Source organism: Streptomyces sp. NPDC101152 (assembly GCF_044768275.1).
GTDB lineage: Bacteria > Actinomycetota > Actinomycetes > Streptomycetales > Streptomycetaceae > Streptomyces.
Window position 1 is genome coordinate 39445 of the sequence record NZ_JBIWPO010000051.1, and the last position, 17821, is coordinate 57265.

The following is a 17821-nucleotide window of genomic DNA, read 5'->3' on the forward strand; positions in this document are numbered from 1 at the left end:
GCGCGAACCTCACGCGGCAACCACGTCCACTGCCTCCGCGGGCGCCTTGATGGTCACCCGTTCCGGTGGCACGCCGGTCACCGACACGGAGCCCAGCATCGGACGGACCGGTGCCGGGACGGGCTCGGTGGCCGCAGCAGACTGGGCCAGCTCGGCGAGGGCGAGCTCGTCGCTCACTTCCCGCATGAGCTCGGACATCCGTACGTCCAGCGCGTCGCAGATGGCGGCGAGCAGTTCGGAGGAAGCCTCCTTCTGCCCCCGCTCCACCTCGGAGAGATAGCCGAGCGAGACTCGGGCGGACGAGGAGACTTCGCGCAGAGTACGGCCCTGGCGTTGGCGCTGCCGACGCAGCACGTCACCCAGCAGGCGACGGAGCAGAATCATCGGTGGCTCCCTCCTCGGACCGCGTAGCCGCATCCTTCACGCCCCACCGTACCGCCTTGCGCCGCGGCCGTGCGGGGAGCGATGTCGTGTTCACTCAGGGCTGCAAACATCAAAACCCCCCGTTCTGTTCCGTATCCTGTGCCCGCTCATTCCCACTGTGTTCGCCCGCAAGCTCCCTGAGGAGCAGTGCGAGTACGCTCCGTACACTCTCTCTACGAATTTCCGCGCGGTCGCCGTTCAACCGCAGGGCCTCTACTTTTCCGCCACCGGCGGAACCGGAATCCGCTCGCCGCGACCCGTCCACGGCCACGAAGACCGTCCCGACGGGCTGGCCGTCCTGGGGTTCGGGGCCCGCCACGCCGGTCGTGGCGATGCCCCAGTCGGCGCCGAGCGCCTTGCGCACGCCGGCCGCCATCTGGGCCGCGACCTGCGCGTCCACGGCTCCGCGCGTGGCCAGCAGGGTGGCGTCCACCCCCAGCAGCTCGTGCTTGAGCTCGGTGGCATAGGCGGTGACGGAACCGCGGAAGGCCCTGGACGCCCCGGGGACGGTCGTGAGGTCCGCCGCGACGAGACCACCGGTGAGGGACTCGGCGACAGCGACGGTCTCACCCCTCACTGTCAGTAGTCGCACCACGTCGGCGGCCGGGGAACTCACGCTTCCGCCTCCTCCGCCGCGGCCAGGCGCTCGGCGATTCCCCGCCTGCGCAGCACAATGGCCTGTCTCACATAGTCGAGCCCGGTCACCACGGTCAGCACGACGGCCGCAGCCATCACCCAGAACCTCAGGGTGGCCAGCCAGCCCGTCAGTGCCAGGACGTACATCCCGACCGCCACGCCCTGCGTGAGCGTCTTCAGCTTGCCGCCGCGGCTGGCCGGGATGACGCCGTACCGGATGACAAGAAAACGCAGGAGCGTGATCCCCAGTTCCCGGCCGAGGATGACGATCGTCACCCACCACGGCAGGTCGCCCAGCGAGGAGAGGCAGATCAGCGCCGCCCCCATGATCGCCTTGTCGGCGATCGGGTCGGCGATCTTCCCGAAGTCGGTGACGAGGTTGTAGGTGCGGGCGAGATGGCCGTCGAACAGATCGGTGATCATGGCGACGGCGAAGGCGGCCCAGGCGACGGAGCGCCAGGCCGGGTCGTATCCGCCGTCGGCCAGCATCAGGGCGACGAAGCCGGGGACGAGGAGCAGCCGGAGCATGGTCAGCAGGTTGGCGACGTTCCAGACACTGGCCTGGTCGACGGCCGCGGCCGCGATCTTCCCGCCCCGCGCGGGCCTCGTGCCGTCCGCCGCCTCGGCGCGGTCGGTCTTCGGGGAGCCCGCCTTGGAGGAGCCGTTCGCCGCCGATGCCGGCACTCCGGTCATCTGCCCTCCTCCTCACTACACCCGAGCGAGCCCTGCAGGGGCTCGGCCACCAGGTCGACACCCTCCGTACCGACCACCTTGGCCTCGACGATACGGCCGACGGCGAGTCCTTCGCCGCTCGTGAGCAGCACCTGGCCGTCGGTCTCGGGCGCCTGGTGCGCGCCGCGGCCGTACACGCCCTCCTCGTCCACGGCCTCCACGAGCACCTGCACGGTCTCCCCGAGGCGCTCCTCTGCACGCTGCGAGACGAGTTCCTCGGCCAGTCGGGAGACCCGTGCCAGCCGCTCGGCGACGACGTCCTCGCCCAGCTTGTTCTCGTACGTCGCCGCTTCCGTGCCCTCCTCGTCGGAGTAGCCGAAGACACCGATGGCGTCCAGGCGCGCGCCGTTCAGGAAGCGTTCCAGCTCCGCCAGGTCGGACGCGCTCTCGCCGGGGAAGCCGACGATGAAGTTGGAGCGCACGCCCGCCTGGGGGGCCTTGCTGCGGATGGTGTCGAGCAGTTCCAGGAAGCGGTCGGTGTCGCCGAAGCGGCGCATCGAGCGCAGCACGTCGGGCGCGGAGTGCTGGAAGGACAGGTCGAAGTACGGCGCGACCTTCGGGGTGGAGGTGAGCACGTCGATCAGCCCCGGGCGCATCTCGGCCGGCTGGAGGTAGCTGACGCGCACGCGCTCGATGCCGTCCACCTCCGCCAGCTCCGGCAGGAGCGACTCCAGCAGGCGGATGTCGCCCAGGTCCTTGCCGTACGAGGTGTTGTTCTCGGAGACCAGCATGATCTCCTTGACACCCTGCTCGGCCAGCCAGCGCGTCTCGTTCAGTACGTCGCTGGGGCGGCGGGAGATGAAGGAGCCGCGGAAGGACGGGATGGCGCAGAAGGTGCAGCGCCTGTCGCAGCCCGAGGCGAGCTTCACCGAGGCGACCGGGGAGCCGTCCAGGCGGCGGCGCAGGGGCGCACGGGGGCCGGAGGCGGGGGCGAGGCCCTCCGGGAGGTCCGCGGGGCCGTGCCCGGGCAGGGCGACCTCGGCGGCCGACCCCTGTCGCTCGGCGGGGCTGATCGGCAGCAGCTTGCGCCGGTCGCGCGGGGTGTGGGAGGCGTGGATGCCGCCGTTCAGGATGGTCTGGAGGCGGTCGGAGATGTTCGCGTAGTCGTCGAACCCGAGCACGCCGTCGGCCTCGGGAAGGGCCTCGGCCAGTTCCTTGCCGTACCGCTCGGCCATGCAGCCCACCGCCACGACGGCCTGGGTTCTCCCGTGGCCCTTGAGGTCGTTGGCCTCCAGGAGGGCGTCGACGGAGTCCTTCTTGGCGGCCTCGACGAAGCCACAGGTGTTGACGACCGCGACGTCCGCTTCCGCGGCGTCCTCCACGAGGTCCCAGCCGTCCGCCTCCAAGCGGCCTGCGAGCTCCTCCGAGTCCACCTCGTTACGGGCGCAGCCAAGGGTGACGAGTGCGACGGTACGGCGTTCAGGCATGCGCTCAAGACTACTTCGTCCCACTGACAGCCCACGTCGACGGGGCTGGCGATCTTCGCCAGCCCCGTGAGAGCGCGCCAGGTCCTAGCCGACCTGCGGGTCGCCCTTGGTGTACGTCAGGCGCTCCACGGCCCCCGGCTGGAACTGGCCGTCGATCTTCTTGCCGTTGACATAGAGCTGGATGGCCCCGGCGTCGCCGAGGACGAGGTTGATCTTGTCGCTGTCCTGGAAGGTCTTGGAGTCGCCCTGCTTGAGCAGGCCGTCGAACAGGAGCCGGCCGTTGTGGTCCTTGGCCGAGATCCAGCTGCGTCCGTTGGCGGCGGAGACCTGGACGGTGACCTTGTCCTGCGGCGCGGCCGCGATGGCGCTGTCGGAGGGGTCGGACTTCGGGGTGGCGGGCTTGTTGTTCTTGGGTGTGGGCGAAGCGGACTTGCTGACGGTGGGCGTGGACCCTTCGGCGACCTGGGTCTTCGCGCCGCTGCCGCCGTCACCGCCCTTGAAGGCGGTGAACCCGACGAAGCCGACCACGACGACGATCGCGGCGACCATCGCCGCGGTCCAGTTGGGCCCGCGCCGCTCGGGGCGGATGCGTTCCGCCTCGAAGAGCGGCGCCGCGGGGGTCGGGGCGGGACGGCCGCCGTGCTCGGCGTCGTACTGGGCCAGCAGCGGGGCCGGATCGAGGTGGACGGCCTTGGCCAGGGTCCGGATGTGCCCGCGCGCGTAGACGTCACCGCCGCAGGGGGCGAAGTCGTCCGCCTCGATGGCGTGCACGATGGCGATGCGGACCCGGGTGGCGTTGCTGATGTCGTCGACGGTCAGCCCGGCATCGATCCGCGCCTGTTTGAGGGCGCGACCGACGGAGAGGCGGGCTTGCTCGCGATCGTCTTCGAACGGACGCTCGTCTTCAGGGGAGTTGCCGATGGACACGGGGGCGCCTTTCGAGCGTTTAAGCCACCTGTGCTGGAGGTTCAGTCTATGGGGGGTGCGAAAGGGTGGGGCAACCGGGCGGTCGAGCTTGTTAGCCCATCGGTATGGCCGGACACGCCGATGGCGGGGTACGCGCTTGTCGTTTCTCTCAATTGACGTATACCGAAGGGAAACGGTTGCTCAATGATCTCTTACGGGTGAGTCACGATCCGACACCGACGGCCCACCCGTTCGGGGCTTCCCTCAAGCCTCCCCGCGGATCACCGCGAGCACGCCGTCCAGTTCGTCGGCCTTCACAAGAACGTCACGGGCCTTGGAGCCCTCGCTGGGCCCGACGATCCCGCGCGACTCCATGAGGTCCATCAGCCGGCCGGCCTTGGCGAAGCCGACGCGCAGCTTGCGCTGGAGCATGGACGTCGACCCGAACTGCGTGGAGACCACCAGTTCGGCCGCCTGGCACAGCAGGTCGAGGTCGTCGCCGATCTCCTCGTCGATCTCCTTCTTCTGCTTGGTCCCCACGGTGACGTCGTCCCGGAAGACGGGCGCCATCTGGTCCTTGCAGTGCTGGACGATCGCCGAAACCTCCGCCTCGGTGACGAACGCGCCCTGCATACGGGTCGGCTTGCTGGCCCCCATCGGCAGGAAGAGTCCGTCGCCCTTGCCGATCAGCTTCTCGGCTCCGGGCTGGTCGAGGATGACCCGCGAGTCGGCGAGCGAGGAGGTCGCGAAGGCGAGCCGTGAGGGCACGTTCGCCTTGATCAGGCCGGTCACGACGTCGACCGAGGGCCGCTGGGTGGCGAGCACCAGGTGGATGCCGGCCGCGCGCGCGAGCTGCGTGATGCGCACGATCGCGTCCTCGACGTCCCGGGGGGCGACCATCATCAGGTCGGCGAGCTCGTCCACGATCACCAGCAGGTACGGGTACGGGCTCAGCTCGCGTTCGCTGCCCTCGGGCAGCTTCACCTTGCCGTTCCTGATGGCCTCGTTGAAGTCGTCGATGTGCCGGAACCCGAAGGCGGCGAGGTCGTCGTAGCGCAGGTCCATCTCGCGGACGACCCACTGGAGCGCCTCGGCGGCCCGCTTCGGGTTGGTGATGATCGGCGTGATCAGGTGCGGGATGCCCTCGTAGGCGGTCAGTTCGACGCGCTTGGGGTCGACGAGGACCATGCGGACGTCCTCGGGAGTCGCCCGGACCATGATCGACGTGATGAGGCAGTTGATGCAGGACGACTTGCCGGAACCGGTGGCTCCGGCGACGAGGACGTGCGGCATCTTCGCGAGGTTGGCCATCACGTAGCCGCCCTCGACGTCCTTGCCGAGTGCGACCAGCATCGGGTGGTCGTCCTCGGCGGCGGCCGCGAGGCGCAGGACGTCACCGAGGTTGACCATCTCGCGGTCCGTGTTCGGGATCTCGATGCCGACCGCGGACTTGCCGGGGATCGGCGAGATGATCCGCACGTCCGGGCTGGCGACGGCGTACGCGATGTTCTTGGTCAGCGCGGTGATGCGCTCGACCTTCACGGCGGGGCCGAGTTCGACCTCGTAGCGGGTGACCGTCGGCCCGCGGGTGAAGCCGGTGACGGCGGCGTCGACCTTGAACTCGGTGAAGACGTTGGTGAGCGAGGCGACCACGGCGTCGTTGGCGGCGCTGCGCGCCTTTCCGGGCCCCCCGCGCGTGAGCAGGTCGAGCGAGGGCAGCGCATAGGTGATGTCGCCGGCCAGCTGGAGCTGCTCCGCGCGCGCGGGCAGGTCGCTGGGCGCCTCGGGCGCGGGCTTGGTGAGGTCGGCGACCTCCACCTTCAGCTTCTCCTGCTTGGGCCGCGCGGCCGGCACCGGTGACGGCGCGGGCGTCGGTGTGGGCGTCGTCTCCTCGCGGTCGCCCACCCGCACGCCCTGGGTGAGGTCGGCGACGACCGGCGAGGGCGGCATCCCGTGCAGCACGGCACCGTCGAGCGCGGCCGCGGCGGCCGCCGCGACGTCCACGGCGTCCATGGGGCGCCCCATGTCGGGCTGGGGCACCGCGGAGCGCCTGGGGCGGCCGCGGCGCTTGGAGAGGGCCTCCTGCTCCGCGCTGTCCGGGTCGTACGCCTCCGGGACGGAACCGCGTCCACGCGTGCGCGCGGGCAGCGACTCGCGCCACTGGTCGTCGTAGCGCTGGTCGTCCTCGGTGTACTCGTCCTCCTCCCGCGGGTCGACGATGCCGAGTCGCACACCGAGCAGCCGCAACCGCTGCGGAATGGTGTTGACCGGGGTCGCCGTCACGACCAGCAGGCCGAAGATCGTCAGCAGCACCAGCAGCGGCACGGCCAGTACGTCACCCATGGCGTACGTCAGCGGGGTCGCCGCACCCCAGCCGATGAGGCCGCCGGCGTCCCTTATGGCCTGCATGCCGGCGCTGCGGGCGGGCGAGCCGCAGGCGATGTGGACCTGGCCGAGCACTCCGATGACGAGCGCGGACAGACCGATCACGATGCGGCCGTTGGCCTCGGGCTTCTCGGGGTGCCGGATGAGCCGCACGGCGATGCCCGCGAGCAGTATCGGCACCAGCAGGTCGAGGCGGCCGAAGGCACCGGTCACCAGGATCTCGACCAGGTCGCCGACCGGGCCGCGCAGATCGGCCCAGGTGCCCGCGGCGACGATCAGCGCGATGCCCAGCAGGAGCAGCGCCACACCGTCCTTGCGATGCGCCGGGTCGAGGTTCTTCGCACCGTTCCCTATGCCGCGGAAGACGGCGCCCACGGCGTGCGCGACACCGAGCCACAGGGCCCGTACGAGCCTGTAGACGCCCCCGGTCGGATTCGGCGCGGGCTTCGGCGGCGGCGCCGCCTTCTTGGCCGCGGTCTTCCTGGCGGGCGCCCTCTTCGCCGGGGCTTTCTTCGCAGCGGCCTTCTTCGCCGGAGCCGCCGCCTTCTTCGCGGGCTGCTTCTTGGCAGCGGAGGGACGTGAGGCCATAGGTGTGAGGTTACCGGTGGAGGCGACGACGGACACGTGTGCCCAGTGCTTCACCCGTTCGTGTCGCCCTTGGGGAAGAGCGGAACTGACGCGTCCTCATGGGCAAGTGGGCCGCGCGGGGGCGTCAGTTCTGCGAGGGGACCGACGAGGTGTTCCCGGCGCCCGGTTCCAGGGCGTCCAGCGCCCGCCGCAGCCCGGTGAGTTTGCGTTCGAGATGGGCTGCCGTGGCCACCGCCGCCGCGTCCGCCGACTCGTCGTCGAGCTGCTTGGACAGCGCCTCGGCCTGCTCCTCGACCGCCGCCAGCCGCGCGGACAGCTCCGCGAGCAGGGAGGCCGGCTCCTTGCTGTCGCCGACCGCGGCCTTGCCGCCGCCGCCCTCCAACTGGAGCCGCAGCAGCGCCGCCTGCTCCCGCAGCTGGCAGTTCTTCATGTACAGCTCGACGAACACCGAGACCTTCGCGCGCAGCACCCACGGGTCGAACGGCTTGGAGATGTAGTCGACCGCGCCCGCCGCATAACCCCGGAAGGTGTGGTGCGGGCCGTGGTTGATCGCGGTGAGGAAGATGATCGGGATGTCCCGGGTCCGCTCCCGCCGCTTGATGTGCGCCGCGGTCTCGAAACCGTCCATGCCCGGCATCTGGACATCCAGCAGAATGACCGCGAAGTCGTCCGTGAGCAGTGCTTTGAGCGCTTCCTCCCCGGACGATGCCCGTACCAGCGTCTGATCGAGCGCGGAGAGGATGGCCTCCAGCGCCAGCAGATTCTCCGGCCGGTCATCGACCAGGAGGATCTTGGCCTTCTGCACCATGGCCCGCCCTCCTCGCCCCGGATGTGCACCGGGCGCCGCCCCTGGGGACGACTCCCTTTCGCCGCCCGTCCTTGTGCCGGTCATCGTAGCCGCACCCCGCCTGTCGCCACACCCTGTCACCGTGATGTCACTGTGCACGTAGCAGAAACGTAGCGGGAGACCAGAAGGTTCCCCGTATCCCGTACTTCTACACGGCCGCGGCCACACTGAGTCAGCAACTCCGCGTGAACATCGATGGTCGTCCTCACTCCCCACGCATCCACTGCTCCATCACCGCCAGCAGGTGGTCGGGGTCGACCGGCTTGGTGACGTAGTCGGAGGCGCCCGACTCGATCGCCTTCTCCCGGTCGCCCTTCATCGCCTTCGCGGTCAGCGCGATGATCGGCAGGCCCGCGAACTGCGGCATCCGCCGGATCGCCGTCGTCGTCGCGTAGCCGTCCATCTCGGGCATCATGATGTCCATCAGGACGACCGCCACGTCGTCGTGCTGCTCCAGCACCTCGATGCCCTCGCGGCCGTTCTCCGCGTAAAGCACCGACAGACCGTGCTGCTCCAGGACGCTGGTCAGTGCGAAGACGTTACGGATGTCGTCGTCCACGATGAGCACTTTCTGGCCACCGAACCGGATGCCCCGGTTCGGCTGGGGGGCGCTCTGCTCGGCGCCCGCCCACTGCTCGTGCCCGGCGCCGGGGTGGTCGCCGTCCAAGCCGCCCCGGCGACGGCGCCTGAAGAGCGCCGCGGCGCCGTTCTGCGCCTGCTGGTACGACCTCACCTCGGCGGGCGTCTCGATCTCCGCCTCCGAGAGCTGGGACAGGTCGGACGCGGCCAACAGGTCACCGGCCCCGAGGGCCGGCACGGGCTGCTGGTAGCCCTGCGGCGGGAGTTCGCTCGGGTACAGCGGCAAATACAGCGTGAACGTGGAGCCGCGTCCCGGTTCGCTCTGCGCGTAAATCTCCCCGCCGAGCAGCTGGGCGATCTCCCGCGAGATCGACAGCCCGAGACCCGTACCGCCGTACTTGCGGCTGGTGGTGCCGTCGGCCTGCTTGAACGCCTCGAAGATTACCCGCATCTTGCTGGCGGCGATCCCGATGCCGGTGTCGGTGACCGAGAACGCGATCAGACCCGCGTCCGGAGATGTGAGCGAACCGGCCTCCAGAAGCTGCTCCCGGATCGCCATCGGAACGTCTGCCCCGGCCGGCCGGATGACCAGCTCGACCGAGCCGGAGTCGGTGAACTTCACCGCGTTGGACAGCAGGTTGCGCAGCACCTGGAGGAGGCGCTGCTCGTCGGTGTGCAGCGTGGCGGGCAGCTCCGGGGAGACCCGCACCGACAGGTCCAGGCCCTTCTCCGCCGTCAACGGCCGGAAGGTGGCCTCCACGTAGTCGACGAGCTGGACGAGTGCGATACGGGTCGGGGAGACGTCCATCTTGCCCGCCTCGACCTTCGACAGGTCGAGGATGTCGTTGATCAGCTGGAGCAGGTCGGAGCCGGCGCCGTGGATGGTCTCCGCGAACTCGACCTGCTTCGGGGTGAGGTTGGCGTCCGCGTTGTCGGCGAGCAGCTTGGCCAGGATCAGCAGCGAGTTGAGCGGCGTACGCAGCTCGTGCGACATGTTGGCCAGGAACTCGCTCTTGTAGCGCATCGACACCGCGAGCTGCTCGGCCCGCTCCTCCAGGACCTGCCGCGCCTCCTCGATCTCGGTGTTCTTGACCTCGATGTCGCGGTTCTGCTGGGCCAGCAGCTCGGCCTTCTCCTCCAGCTCGGCGTTGGACGCCTGGAGGGCCTTCTGCCGGTTCTCCAACTCGGCCGAGCGTTCGCGCAGTTGCTCGGTCAGCTCCTGCGACTGCTTCAGCAGCTGCTCCGTCTTGGTGTTGACGGAGATGGTGTTGACGCTGGTCGCGATCATCTCGGCGATCTGGTTGAGGAAGTCCTTCTGGATCTGCGTGAAGGGCGTGAAGGACGCCAGCTCGATGATGCCGAGCACCTTGCCCTCGAACAGCACCGGCAGGACGATCACCTGAGCGGGCGGCGCCTCCCCGAGGCCCGAGGAGATCTTCAGATAGCCGCTGGGCGCGTTCTCCACCAGAATCGTGCGCTTCTCCTCGGCAGCCGTCCCGATCAGCGCCTCACCGGGCCTGAAGGAGGTCGGCATGGAGCCCATCGAGTAGCCGTACGACCCGAGCATGCGCAGTTCGTACGCGTCCTCGCTCTCGGCGCTGATGTCCTTGCCGTCCATGAGCGGCATCGCCACGAAGAACGCGCCGTGCTGCGCGGACACCACCGGCGTCAGCTCGCTCATGATCAGCGACGCCACGTCCTGCAGGTCGCGGCGGCCCTGCATCAGCGCGGAGATACGGGCCAGGTTGCCCTTGAGCCAGTCCTGCTCCTTGTTGGCGATCGTGGTGTCGCGCAGGTTGGCGATCATCTTGTTGATGTAGTCCTGCAGCTCCTGGATCTCGCCGGACGCGTCGACGTCGATCTTCAGGTTCAGGTCGCCACGGGTCACCGCGGTGGCCACGCGCGCGATGGCGCGCACCTGCCGGGTGAGGTTTCCTGCCATCTCGTTCACGGACTCGGTGAGGTCCCGCCACGTGCCGTCCACGTCACGCACGCGTGCCTGACCGCCCAGCTGACCCTCCGTGCCCACCTCGCGGGCGACTCGGGTTACCTCTTCGGCGAAGGACGACAGCTGGTCGACCATCGTGTTGATCGTCGTCTTGAGCTCGAGGATCTCACCGCGAGCGTCGATGTCGATCTTCTTCGTCAGGTCGCCCTTGGCGATGGCCGTGGTGACCATGGCGATGTTGCGCACCTGGCCGGTCAGGTTCGACGCCATCTGGTTCACGGACTCGGTCAGGTCCTTCCACGTACCGGCCACACCGGGTACGTGCGCCTGGCCGCCGAGGATGCCGTCCGTGCCCACCTCGCGGGCCACCTTGGTGACCTGGTCGGCGAACGAACTCAGCGTCTTCACCATGGTGTTGAAGGTGTCGGCGAGCTGGGCGACCTCGCCGCGCGCCTCGATCGTCACGGTCCGCGTCAGGTCGCCGTTGGCGACGGCCGCCGCGACCTGGGAGATGTTGCGCACCTGCATGGTCAGGTTCTTGGCCATCAGGTTCACGTTGCCGCTGAGGTCCTTCCAGATGCCCGTGACACCCGGAACGTGCGCCTGGCCGCCCAGGATGCCCTCGGTGCCCACCTCGCGGGCCACCCGGGTCACCTGCTCGGCGAAGCTGGACAACTGGTCGACCATCGTGTTGACCGTCGTGACGAGCTCGAGGATCTCGCCCTTCGCGTCGACGGTGATCTTCTTGGAGAGGTCACCCTTGGCGACCGCGGTCGTGACCTCGGCGATCTGACGCACCTGGATGGTCAGGTTGTTCGCCATGAAGTTCACGGACTGGGTGAGGTCCTTCCAGGTGCCGGAGACACCCTGCACCTCGGCCTGACCGCCGAGCTGGCCCTCCGTACCCACCTCGCGGGCGACCCTGGTGACCTCCTCCGCGAACGACGACAGCTGGTCCACCATCGTGTTCAGCGTGTTCTTCAGCTCCAGGATCTCGCCGCGCGCGTCAACGGTGATCTTCTGGGACAGGTCACCGCGGGCCACCGCCGTGGCGACCTGCGCGATGTTGCGCACCTGGGCGGTAAGGTTTCCTGCCATTCCGTTCACGGAGTCGGTCAGGTCCCGCCACACACCGGCCACGCCGGGCACCTGCGCCTGCCCGCCGAGCCGGCCCTCGGTGCCCACCTCGCGGGCCACCCGGGTCACCTGCTCGGCGAACCCGGACAACTGGTCGACCATCGTGTTGATGGTGTTCTTCAGCTCCAGGATCTCGCCGCGCGCGTCGACGTCGATCTTCTGGGACAGGTCACCGCGGGCCACCGCCGTGGTGACCTGCGCGATGTTGCGCACCTGGGCGGTAAGGTTTCCTGCCATTCCGTTGACGGAGTCGGTGAGTTCCTTCCACGTGCCTGCCACGCCCGGCACGACCGCCTGCCCGCCGAGCCGCCCCTCGGTACCCACGTCCCGGGCCATCCGGGTCACCTGGTCGGCGAAGGAGGACAGCTGGTCCACCATCGTGTTCACGGTGTTCTTCAGCTGGAGCATCTCGCCGGAGACGTCCACGGTGACCTTCTGCGACAGATCGCCGTTGGCCACCGCGGTCGTCACCTGGGCGATGTTGCGCACCTGTCCGGTGAGGTTACGGAACGCCGTGTTGACGGAGTCCGTCAGGTCCTTCCACGTACCGGCCGCCCCCGGGACCTGCGCCTGACCGCCCAGCTCTCCCTCGACACCGACCTCACGGGCCACGCGGGTGACCTCGGAACCGAACGACGACAGCTGGTCGACCATCCCGTTGACGGTGTTCTTCAACTCCAGCATCTCGCCGGCCACGTTCACGGTGACCTTCTGCGAGAGGTCACCGTTGGCCACGGCCGTGGTGACGGCGGCGATGTCCCTCACCTGAATGGTGAGATTCCGGAACACCGTGTTGACGGAGTCCGTCAGGTCCTTCCACGTCCCCGCGGCGCCCGGCACGTTCGCCTGACCGCCCAGCTGCCCGGCGGCACCGACCTCGTTCGCCACGCGCGTGACCTCGTCCGCGAAGATCCGCAGCGTCTCGGTCATCTGGTTGATCGTGTCCGCGAGCTGGGCGACCTCGCCGCGTGCGGAGACGGTGACCTTCTGCGACAGGTCACCGTTGGCCACCGCGGTGGTGACCTGGGCGATCCCACGCACCTGGGCCGTGAGGTTGCCGGCCATGAGGTTCACCGAATCGGTGAGGTCCTTCCACACACCGGCCACACCCGGGACCTGCGCCTGACCGCCGAGCTCGCCCTCCGTGCCCACCTCGCGCGCGACCCGCGTCACCTCGGAGGAGAAGGACGACAGCTGATCCACCATCGTGTTGACGGTGTTCTTCAGCTCCAGCATCTCGCCGGCCACGTGAACGGTGACCTTGCGGGACAGATCACCCTTGGCCACCGCGGTCGTCACCAGCGCGATGTCACGCACCTGCGCGGTCAGCCGGTACGCCATGGTGTTGACCGAGTCCGTGAGGTCCTTCCACGAACCCGACATGCCACGCACGCGTGCCTGACCGCCCAGCTTGCCCTCGGTGCCCACCTCGCTGGCCACCCGCGTGACCTCGTCGGTGAACGTCGACAGCTGATCGACAAGGTTGTTCACCGTCCGCCCGACCTTGAGGAACTCGCCTCGCAGCGGGTGCGCGGTCCCGTCGGGAGCGTGGGTCCGCAACTCCATGCGGGGCGACAGGTCACCCTCCGCGACCGCGGACAACACCCTGCCGACCTCGGAGACGGGCCGCACGAGGTCGTCCACGAGCGCGTTGGACGCCTCGACGGCGGCCGCCCAGGAACCCTCGTAGGCGCCCGACTCCAGGCGCTCCGTGAGCTTGCCCTCGCGGCCCACCATGCGCCGCACCCGCGACAGCTCACCCGCCAGGTGCAGATTGCGGTCGGCGACCTCGTTGAAAACAGCGGAGATCTCCGACATCACGCCGTCCCCGGACACCGTGAGCCGCTTGCGGAAGTTCCCGTCGCGCATCGCCACGAGGGCCGCCAGCAGCCGGTTCAGGGCGACCGTGTCCACCGCGGTGGTCCCACCTCGGGGTTTGCCCTGGTTGTTCAGGGACTGTCCGCCTTTCGCGCGCGTCTTAGTGCCCCGCGTCGCTGCGCCAGACTCCACTGTGTCCCTCCCGCAGGGGTCGACCGTTACTGCTGCTGTACTCCGGTACGGCTGCCCGACGTACCAGGGTGGTGCTGCGCGTTTCTGCCGGATATACCAGGTCGCACCACGGGCTGCTGCCCGCTGCGCGCGGAAGTCACTCAGCCTGTCCGGACCTTCACAAGAAGCTTGCCCAGTGTTTCACCCTGCCTGAACCCGGCCATAACAGTTCGGCAGCTTCGCACATCGTCCGCACACCCTCTGGGCGGAAACACTGCAGACCGGCATCCGCTCGGCCGTCGAAGGTAAGTAACCTTGCATGCGGCTGTCCAGCCACGCCGGTCCGTCCGGCCTGGGCGGTGGCACGAGAACGAGCGGGCATCGGAGGGGCGGCCGCACACATGACCACCGGACTGATCCCGGGGGGACAGCCCCCGGACCCCCGGCCGACGGGCGGCCTGCCGCATCAGCGGCACGAGCCGGTCGGCCGCGGAGCCCTGCACGTCGACAACAGGCCGAGGAGTTCTGTGATCACCGCGCGCGCGGCTGCCAGCTTCGAGCCCGTCGGGCGATCGGTAGCGACCGCCCGCTCCTTCGTCCGCGACACCCTCCAGGGCTGGGGCTTCGCCGACATCGTCGACGACGCCGTGGTGCTCACCAGCGAGCTGGTGACCAACGCCGTGGTCCACGCGGGCACCTCCGCCGACGTCCTGTGCCTGCGCACGGACGACGGCGTACGGATCGAGGTCGCCGACCGCTATCCGGAGCGTGAGATCCCCCTGCAGGGCCATCCCGCCACCATGGGCAGCCCCGACCGCGAGGGCGGCCGCGGCCTCCAGCTGTGCGCGGCGCTGGCGGGCCGCTGGGGCGTCGAGTACACGCCCACCCACAAGCAGGTCTGGTTCCAACTCGACTTCCCCGAACGCTCGGTGGGCACACGCACGGCGGGCCCCTCGCTCCCCGCCGACCTCCTGCCCTTGGCCGACGGCAGGGTCCGGGTCGCGGTCGTCCAGATCGACCGCACCAGTTCCATCACGTCGTGGAACGAGGACGCGGAGGAACTCTTCGGCTACCCCGCCGAACAGGTGATCGGAAAGCCTCTTACCGATCTCGCCGCCTGGCCGCACACACCCGGCACCAGCACCGGCATCGCCGAGGCCCTCCAGCTCTCCCGCTGGGAAGGCAGCTACGGCATAAGGGGCGCCAACGGCCGCGTCACCCCCGTGTACGCCTCCCACCTGCGCGTCCGCGACACGGGCGGCGAGCCCTCCACCGTCTGTCTCCTGGTCCGGGACCACGAGCGGGCCGTCCTGCAGACACCGTTGCGCATGCCGGCCTCGGACAGCGCCTCCGCCGACGGCCAGAGCACCGATCCCTTCGAGGTGTTCATCGGCTCTCCGGCCCCGGACGACCTCGACGGGCTCCTCCAGCGCACCGTGGAGCGCGCCCGCGACATGCTCGACGCCGACTCCGCGTTCCTGCTGCTCGCCACCGACGACGAGACGGAGCTGGAGGTCCGCGCCTCCACCGGCCTGCCCTCCGCCCGCCAGCGCTTCGCGCGCGTGCCCGTCGAGGCGGGCCCCGGCCGCTACGGCTCGGCCCGCATGCCGGCCGTCCATGACGACCTGGCGGCCGTCCCCGGTGCCGTACCCCTGCTGAGCGGCACGGGCATGCGCTCGGTGGTCACCGTCCCCCTGAAGGTCGAGGGACGCCTCACCGGCTCCCTGGGCGTCGCGGCCGAGAGCCCCGGCAGATACTCCAACGAAGAGGCGCTGCGCCTCCAGTTCGCCGCCGACCGCATCGCGCTGGCCGTCGAGTCGGCCCGCCTCGGCGAACTGGAACGCCTGCGCCGCGGCTCCCTGAGCTTCCTGGTCGAGGCCTCCGACCTTCTCGCCGGCACCCTGGACCGCGACCAGACGCTGGCCCTGATGGCTCAGATGACGGTCCCCACCCTCGCTACCTGGTGCGCCGTCTACACGATCGCCGACCAGGCCTCCGAGCCGTACCTGTCGTACGTCCTGCACGAGGACGAGGAACTCATCGACGGCATCAAGTCGCTGCTCTCCAAGGTGCCCCCGCCGGACCCGGTCCCCACCCCCGGCGCCCGCGTGTGGTCCGCCCCCGGCGAGGTCGCCCACCAGGCGGCCCTGCGCAGCTCCATGCGCAGCCTCGGCCTGTCGGGCGGCCCGCCCCACCAGATCGCCTCCGGCATCGGCCCCACGCTCGCCACGGCGTCCGCGGTGGGCGGCGAGACCGTCGTGCTCCCCCTGGTCGCCCGCAACCGAGTCATCGGCATGCTCACCCTCGGCAAGCCCACCGACGAACACTTCCGCCAGGAAATCCTGGAACTGGCCGAGGACTTGAGCCGCAGGGCCGCCCTGGCGCTCGACAACGCCCGCCTGTACTCGGAGCGCACGGCCATCAGCCAGTCCCTGCAGCGCAGCCTCCTGCCGCCCGAGCTGCCGGAGATCGACGGCGTCGAGGTCGAGGTCATCTACCGCGCGGCCGGGGAGGGCAACGAGGTCGGCGGCGACTTCTACGACCTCTTCCCGATCAGCGACGGCGCCTACGGCTTCGCTATCGGCGACGTCTGCGGTACGGGCCCCAACGCGGCCGCGGTCACGGGGCTGGCCCGGCACGCGCTGCGCCTCCTGGCCCGCGAGGGACTGTCCGGCCCGGCGGTCCTGGAGCGACTGAACTCGGCCATCCTCGACGAGGGCGCCCGCAGCCGCTTCCTGACCCTCCTCTACGGCGAGTTGCGGCCCCAGGAGGACGGCAGCGCGGAACTGAAGGTGGTCTGCGCCGGCCATCCCCTCCCGCTCCGTCTGCGGCAGGACGGCACCGTCGAACCGGCCGCCGAGCCCCAGCCGCTCCTGGGCGTCCTGGACGACCTGGAGCTCTACGAGCAGACGGTCACCCTCGACCCCGGCGACGTCCTCCTGTGCGTCACGGACGGCGTCACAGAGCGCCGCGAGGGCACCCGCATGCTGGGCGACGACGGCCTCACCGACGTCCTCACGACCTGCACCGGCCTGACGGCGGGCGCGGTCGCGGCCCGCATCATGCGCGCCGTGGAACGCTTCGCCTCGGACGCCCCGTCCGACGACATGGCCATCCTCGCGATGCGCGTTCCCGGCCTCCACAAGGACTGATGGAGGACAAGACATGCGAAAGGCCCCGCCCTATGGGGCGGGGCCTTTCGGTGGGAGCCCCCAAACGGAATCGAACCGTTGACCTTCTCCTTACCATGGAGACGCTCTGCCGACTGAGCTATAGGGGCCTGTTGCTTTTCCGAGGTCTCCCCCGCGGCAACGGAATAGATCATACCCGAACAGACGCGTGCTCCCAACCAAGCTCAGAAAGCGGGCTGGAGCAGTCCGCCCAGCGCATTGCAGGCGCCCACGATCCGCTGCATGTCCCGCTTCGTCAACGCGGGATCCACCGGCAGTGCCAGCGTCTCGTCAGCGGCCCGCTCGGTCTCCGGCAGCGACACGCACCGACGAAAGTCCGGCAGCCGGTGCACAGGAGTCTTCACCGGTACCCGGCACTCGACTCCCCTCGCCCGCACGGCACGGGCGAACGCGTCACGGTCGGGCCGCCCGTTGCCGGGCACCCGCACGACGTACTGCTGATAGGTGTGCCCGTCGCCCCCGTCCGGCGTGCGCACGCCCCTCAACTTGGCGTCCAGATAAGCCGCCCGCTCCCGACGCTGCGCCATCTCGTCGTACGGCGCCTCGGATTCCCCCCGCTCCAACACCAGCAGCCCGTGCCGCTGCCCGATGTCGTGCAGCCGAGCGAGATCGGCCGGCCGCCCGAAACGGTGGACGACAACGACGGCCGACGTACGGGGAGTCACGGCGGCCTCGACCGCGGAGGCATCCAGGCAGTACGTGACCGGGTCTATGTCGGCGAACACCGGAAGCGCACCGACGGTGACGACGGCTTCGGCGATGTCGACGTTCCCGAAGGCCGGTACGACGACCTCGTCACCGAGGCCGACGCCGGCGGCCCTGAGCATTGCGGCAGTACCCATGCTGCGGATGCTTGTTGGGCAACGTGAACGTCAAGTGACGCGGAACAGAAAAGGGCCGGACCCCGAACCGAAGTTCAGGATCCGACCCTTCTAATAATTGTTCGGCGGCGTCCTACTCTCCCACAGGGTCCCCCCTGCAGTACCATCGGCGCTGTAAGGCTTAGCTTCCGGGTTCGAAATGTAACCGGGCG

At 69.5% G+C, this 17821-nt stretch carries 10 protein-coding genes, 1 tRNA gene and 1 rRNA gene; 1 reads left to right on the forward strand and 11 read right to left on the reverse strand.

Annotated elements, in window-relative coordinates; all coding sequences use genetic code 11:
* Positions 1-9: 9 nt before the first annotated feature.
* The 8 genes from ACIRVK_RS37840 to ACIRVK_RS37875 all read right to left on the reverse strand — a co-directional run bounded on the left by ACIRVK_RS37840 (position 10) and on the right by ACIRVK_RS37875 (position 13618).
* Positions 10-384, reverse strand: coding sequence for a helix-turn-helix domain-containing protein (locus ACIRVK_RS37840; protein ID WP_127177649.1), 375 nt, complete (start codon positions 382-384; stop codon positions 10-12).
* A gap of 109 nt (positions 385-493) precedes the next feature.
* A complete protein-coding gene (locus ACIRVK_RS37845) occupies positions 494-1039 on the reverse strand; it encodes a CinA family protein (protein ID WP_404255376.1) in 546 nt (181 codons plus the stop codon).
* Entirely contained in the window at positions 1036-1752 is a 717-nt protein-coding gene (gene pgsA / locus ACIRVK_RS37850) for a CDP-diacylglycerol--glycerol-3-phosphate 3-phosphatidyltransferase (RefSeq protein ID WP_404255378.1), read from the reverse strand. The genes ACIRVK_RS37845 and pgsA overlap by 4 nt, the downstream gene beginning before the upstream one ends.
* Positions 1749-3218, reverse strand: a complete 1470-nt coding sequence (gene rimO, locus ACIRVK_RS37855; protein ID WP_404255380.1) for a 30S ribosomal protein S12 methylthiotransferase RimO — start codon at positions 3216-3218, stop codon at positions 1749-1751. Before rimO ends, pgsA begins: the two co-directional genes overlap by 4 nt.
* Positions 3219-3302: 84 nt before the next feature.
* Entirely contained in the window at positions 3303-4145 is an 843-nt protein-coding gene (locus ACIRVK_RS37860) for a helix-turn-helix domain-containing protein (protein WP_404255382.1), read from the reverse strand.
* Positions 4146-4388: 243 nt separating this feature from the next.
* Positions 4389-7097, reverse strand: a complete 2709-nt coding sequence (locus tag ACIRVK_RS37865) for a DNA translocase FtsK (RefSeq protein WP_404255384.1) — start codon at positions 7095-7097, stop codon at positions 4389-4391.
* A 124-nt stretch (positions 7098-7221) separates the two neighbouring features.
* Positions 7222-7905, reverse strand: a complete 684-nt coding sequence (locus tag ACIRVK_RS37870; RefSeq protein WP_404255386.1) for a two-component system response regulator — start codon at positions 7903-7905, stop codon at positions 7222-7224.
* Between the two features lie 244 nt (positions 7906-8149).
* Positions 8150-13618: a HAMP domain-containing protein gene (locus ACIRVK_RS37875; protein ID WP_404255388.1), complete on the reverse strand. Its 5469-nt coding sequence runs from the start codon at positions 13616-13618 to the stop codon at positions 8150-8152.
* Between the two features lie 380 nt (positions 13619-13998).
* Here ACIRVK_RS37875 and ACIRVK_RS37880 point away from each other — a divergent pair, with 380 nt between their 5' ends.
* On the forward strand, positions 13999-16749 hold the full coding sequence (locus ACIRVK_RS37880; RefSeq protein ID WP_404255390.1) for a SpoIIE family protein phosphatase: 2751 nt from the start codon (positions 13999-14001) through the stop codon (positions 16747-16749).
* Between the two features lie 55 nt (positions 16750-16804).
* Here ACIRVK_RS37880 and ACIRVK_RS37885 read toward each other — a convergent pair.
* The 3 genes from ACIRVK_RS37885 to rrf all read right to left on the reverse strand — a co-directional run.
* Positions 16805-16877 (reverse strand) — tRNA-Thr (locus ACIRVK_RS37885).
* Positions 16878-16952: 75 nt separating this feature from the next.
* Entirely contained in the window at positions 16953-17615 is a 663-nt protein-coding gene (locus tag ACIRVK_RS37890; protein ID WP_404255394.1) for a DegT/DnrJ/EryC1/StrS family aminotransferase, read from the reverse strand.
* A 114-nt stretch (positions 17616-17729) separates the two neighbouring features.
* A 5S ribosomal RNA gene (rrf, locus tag ACIRVK_RS37895) occupies positions 17730-17821 on the reverse strand; the annotation flags it as partial.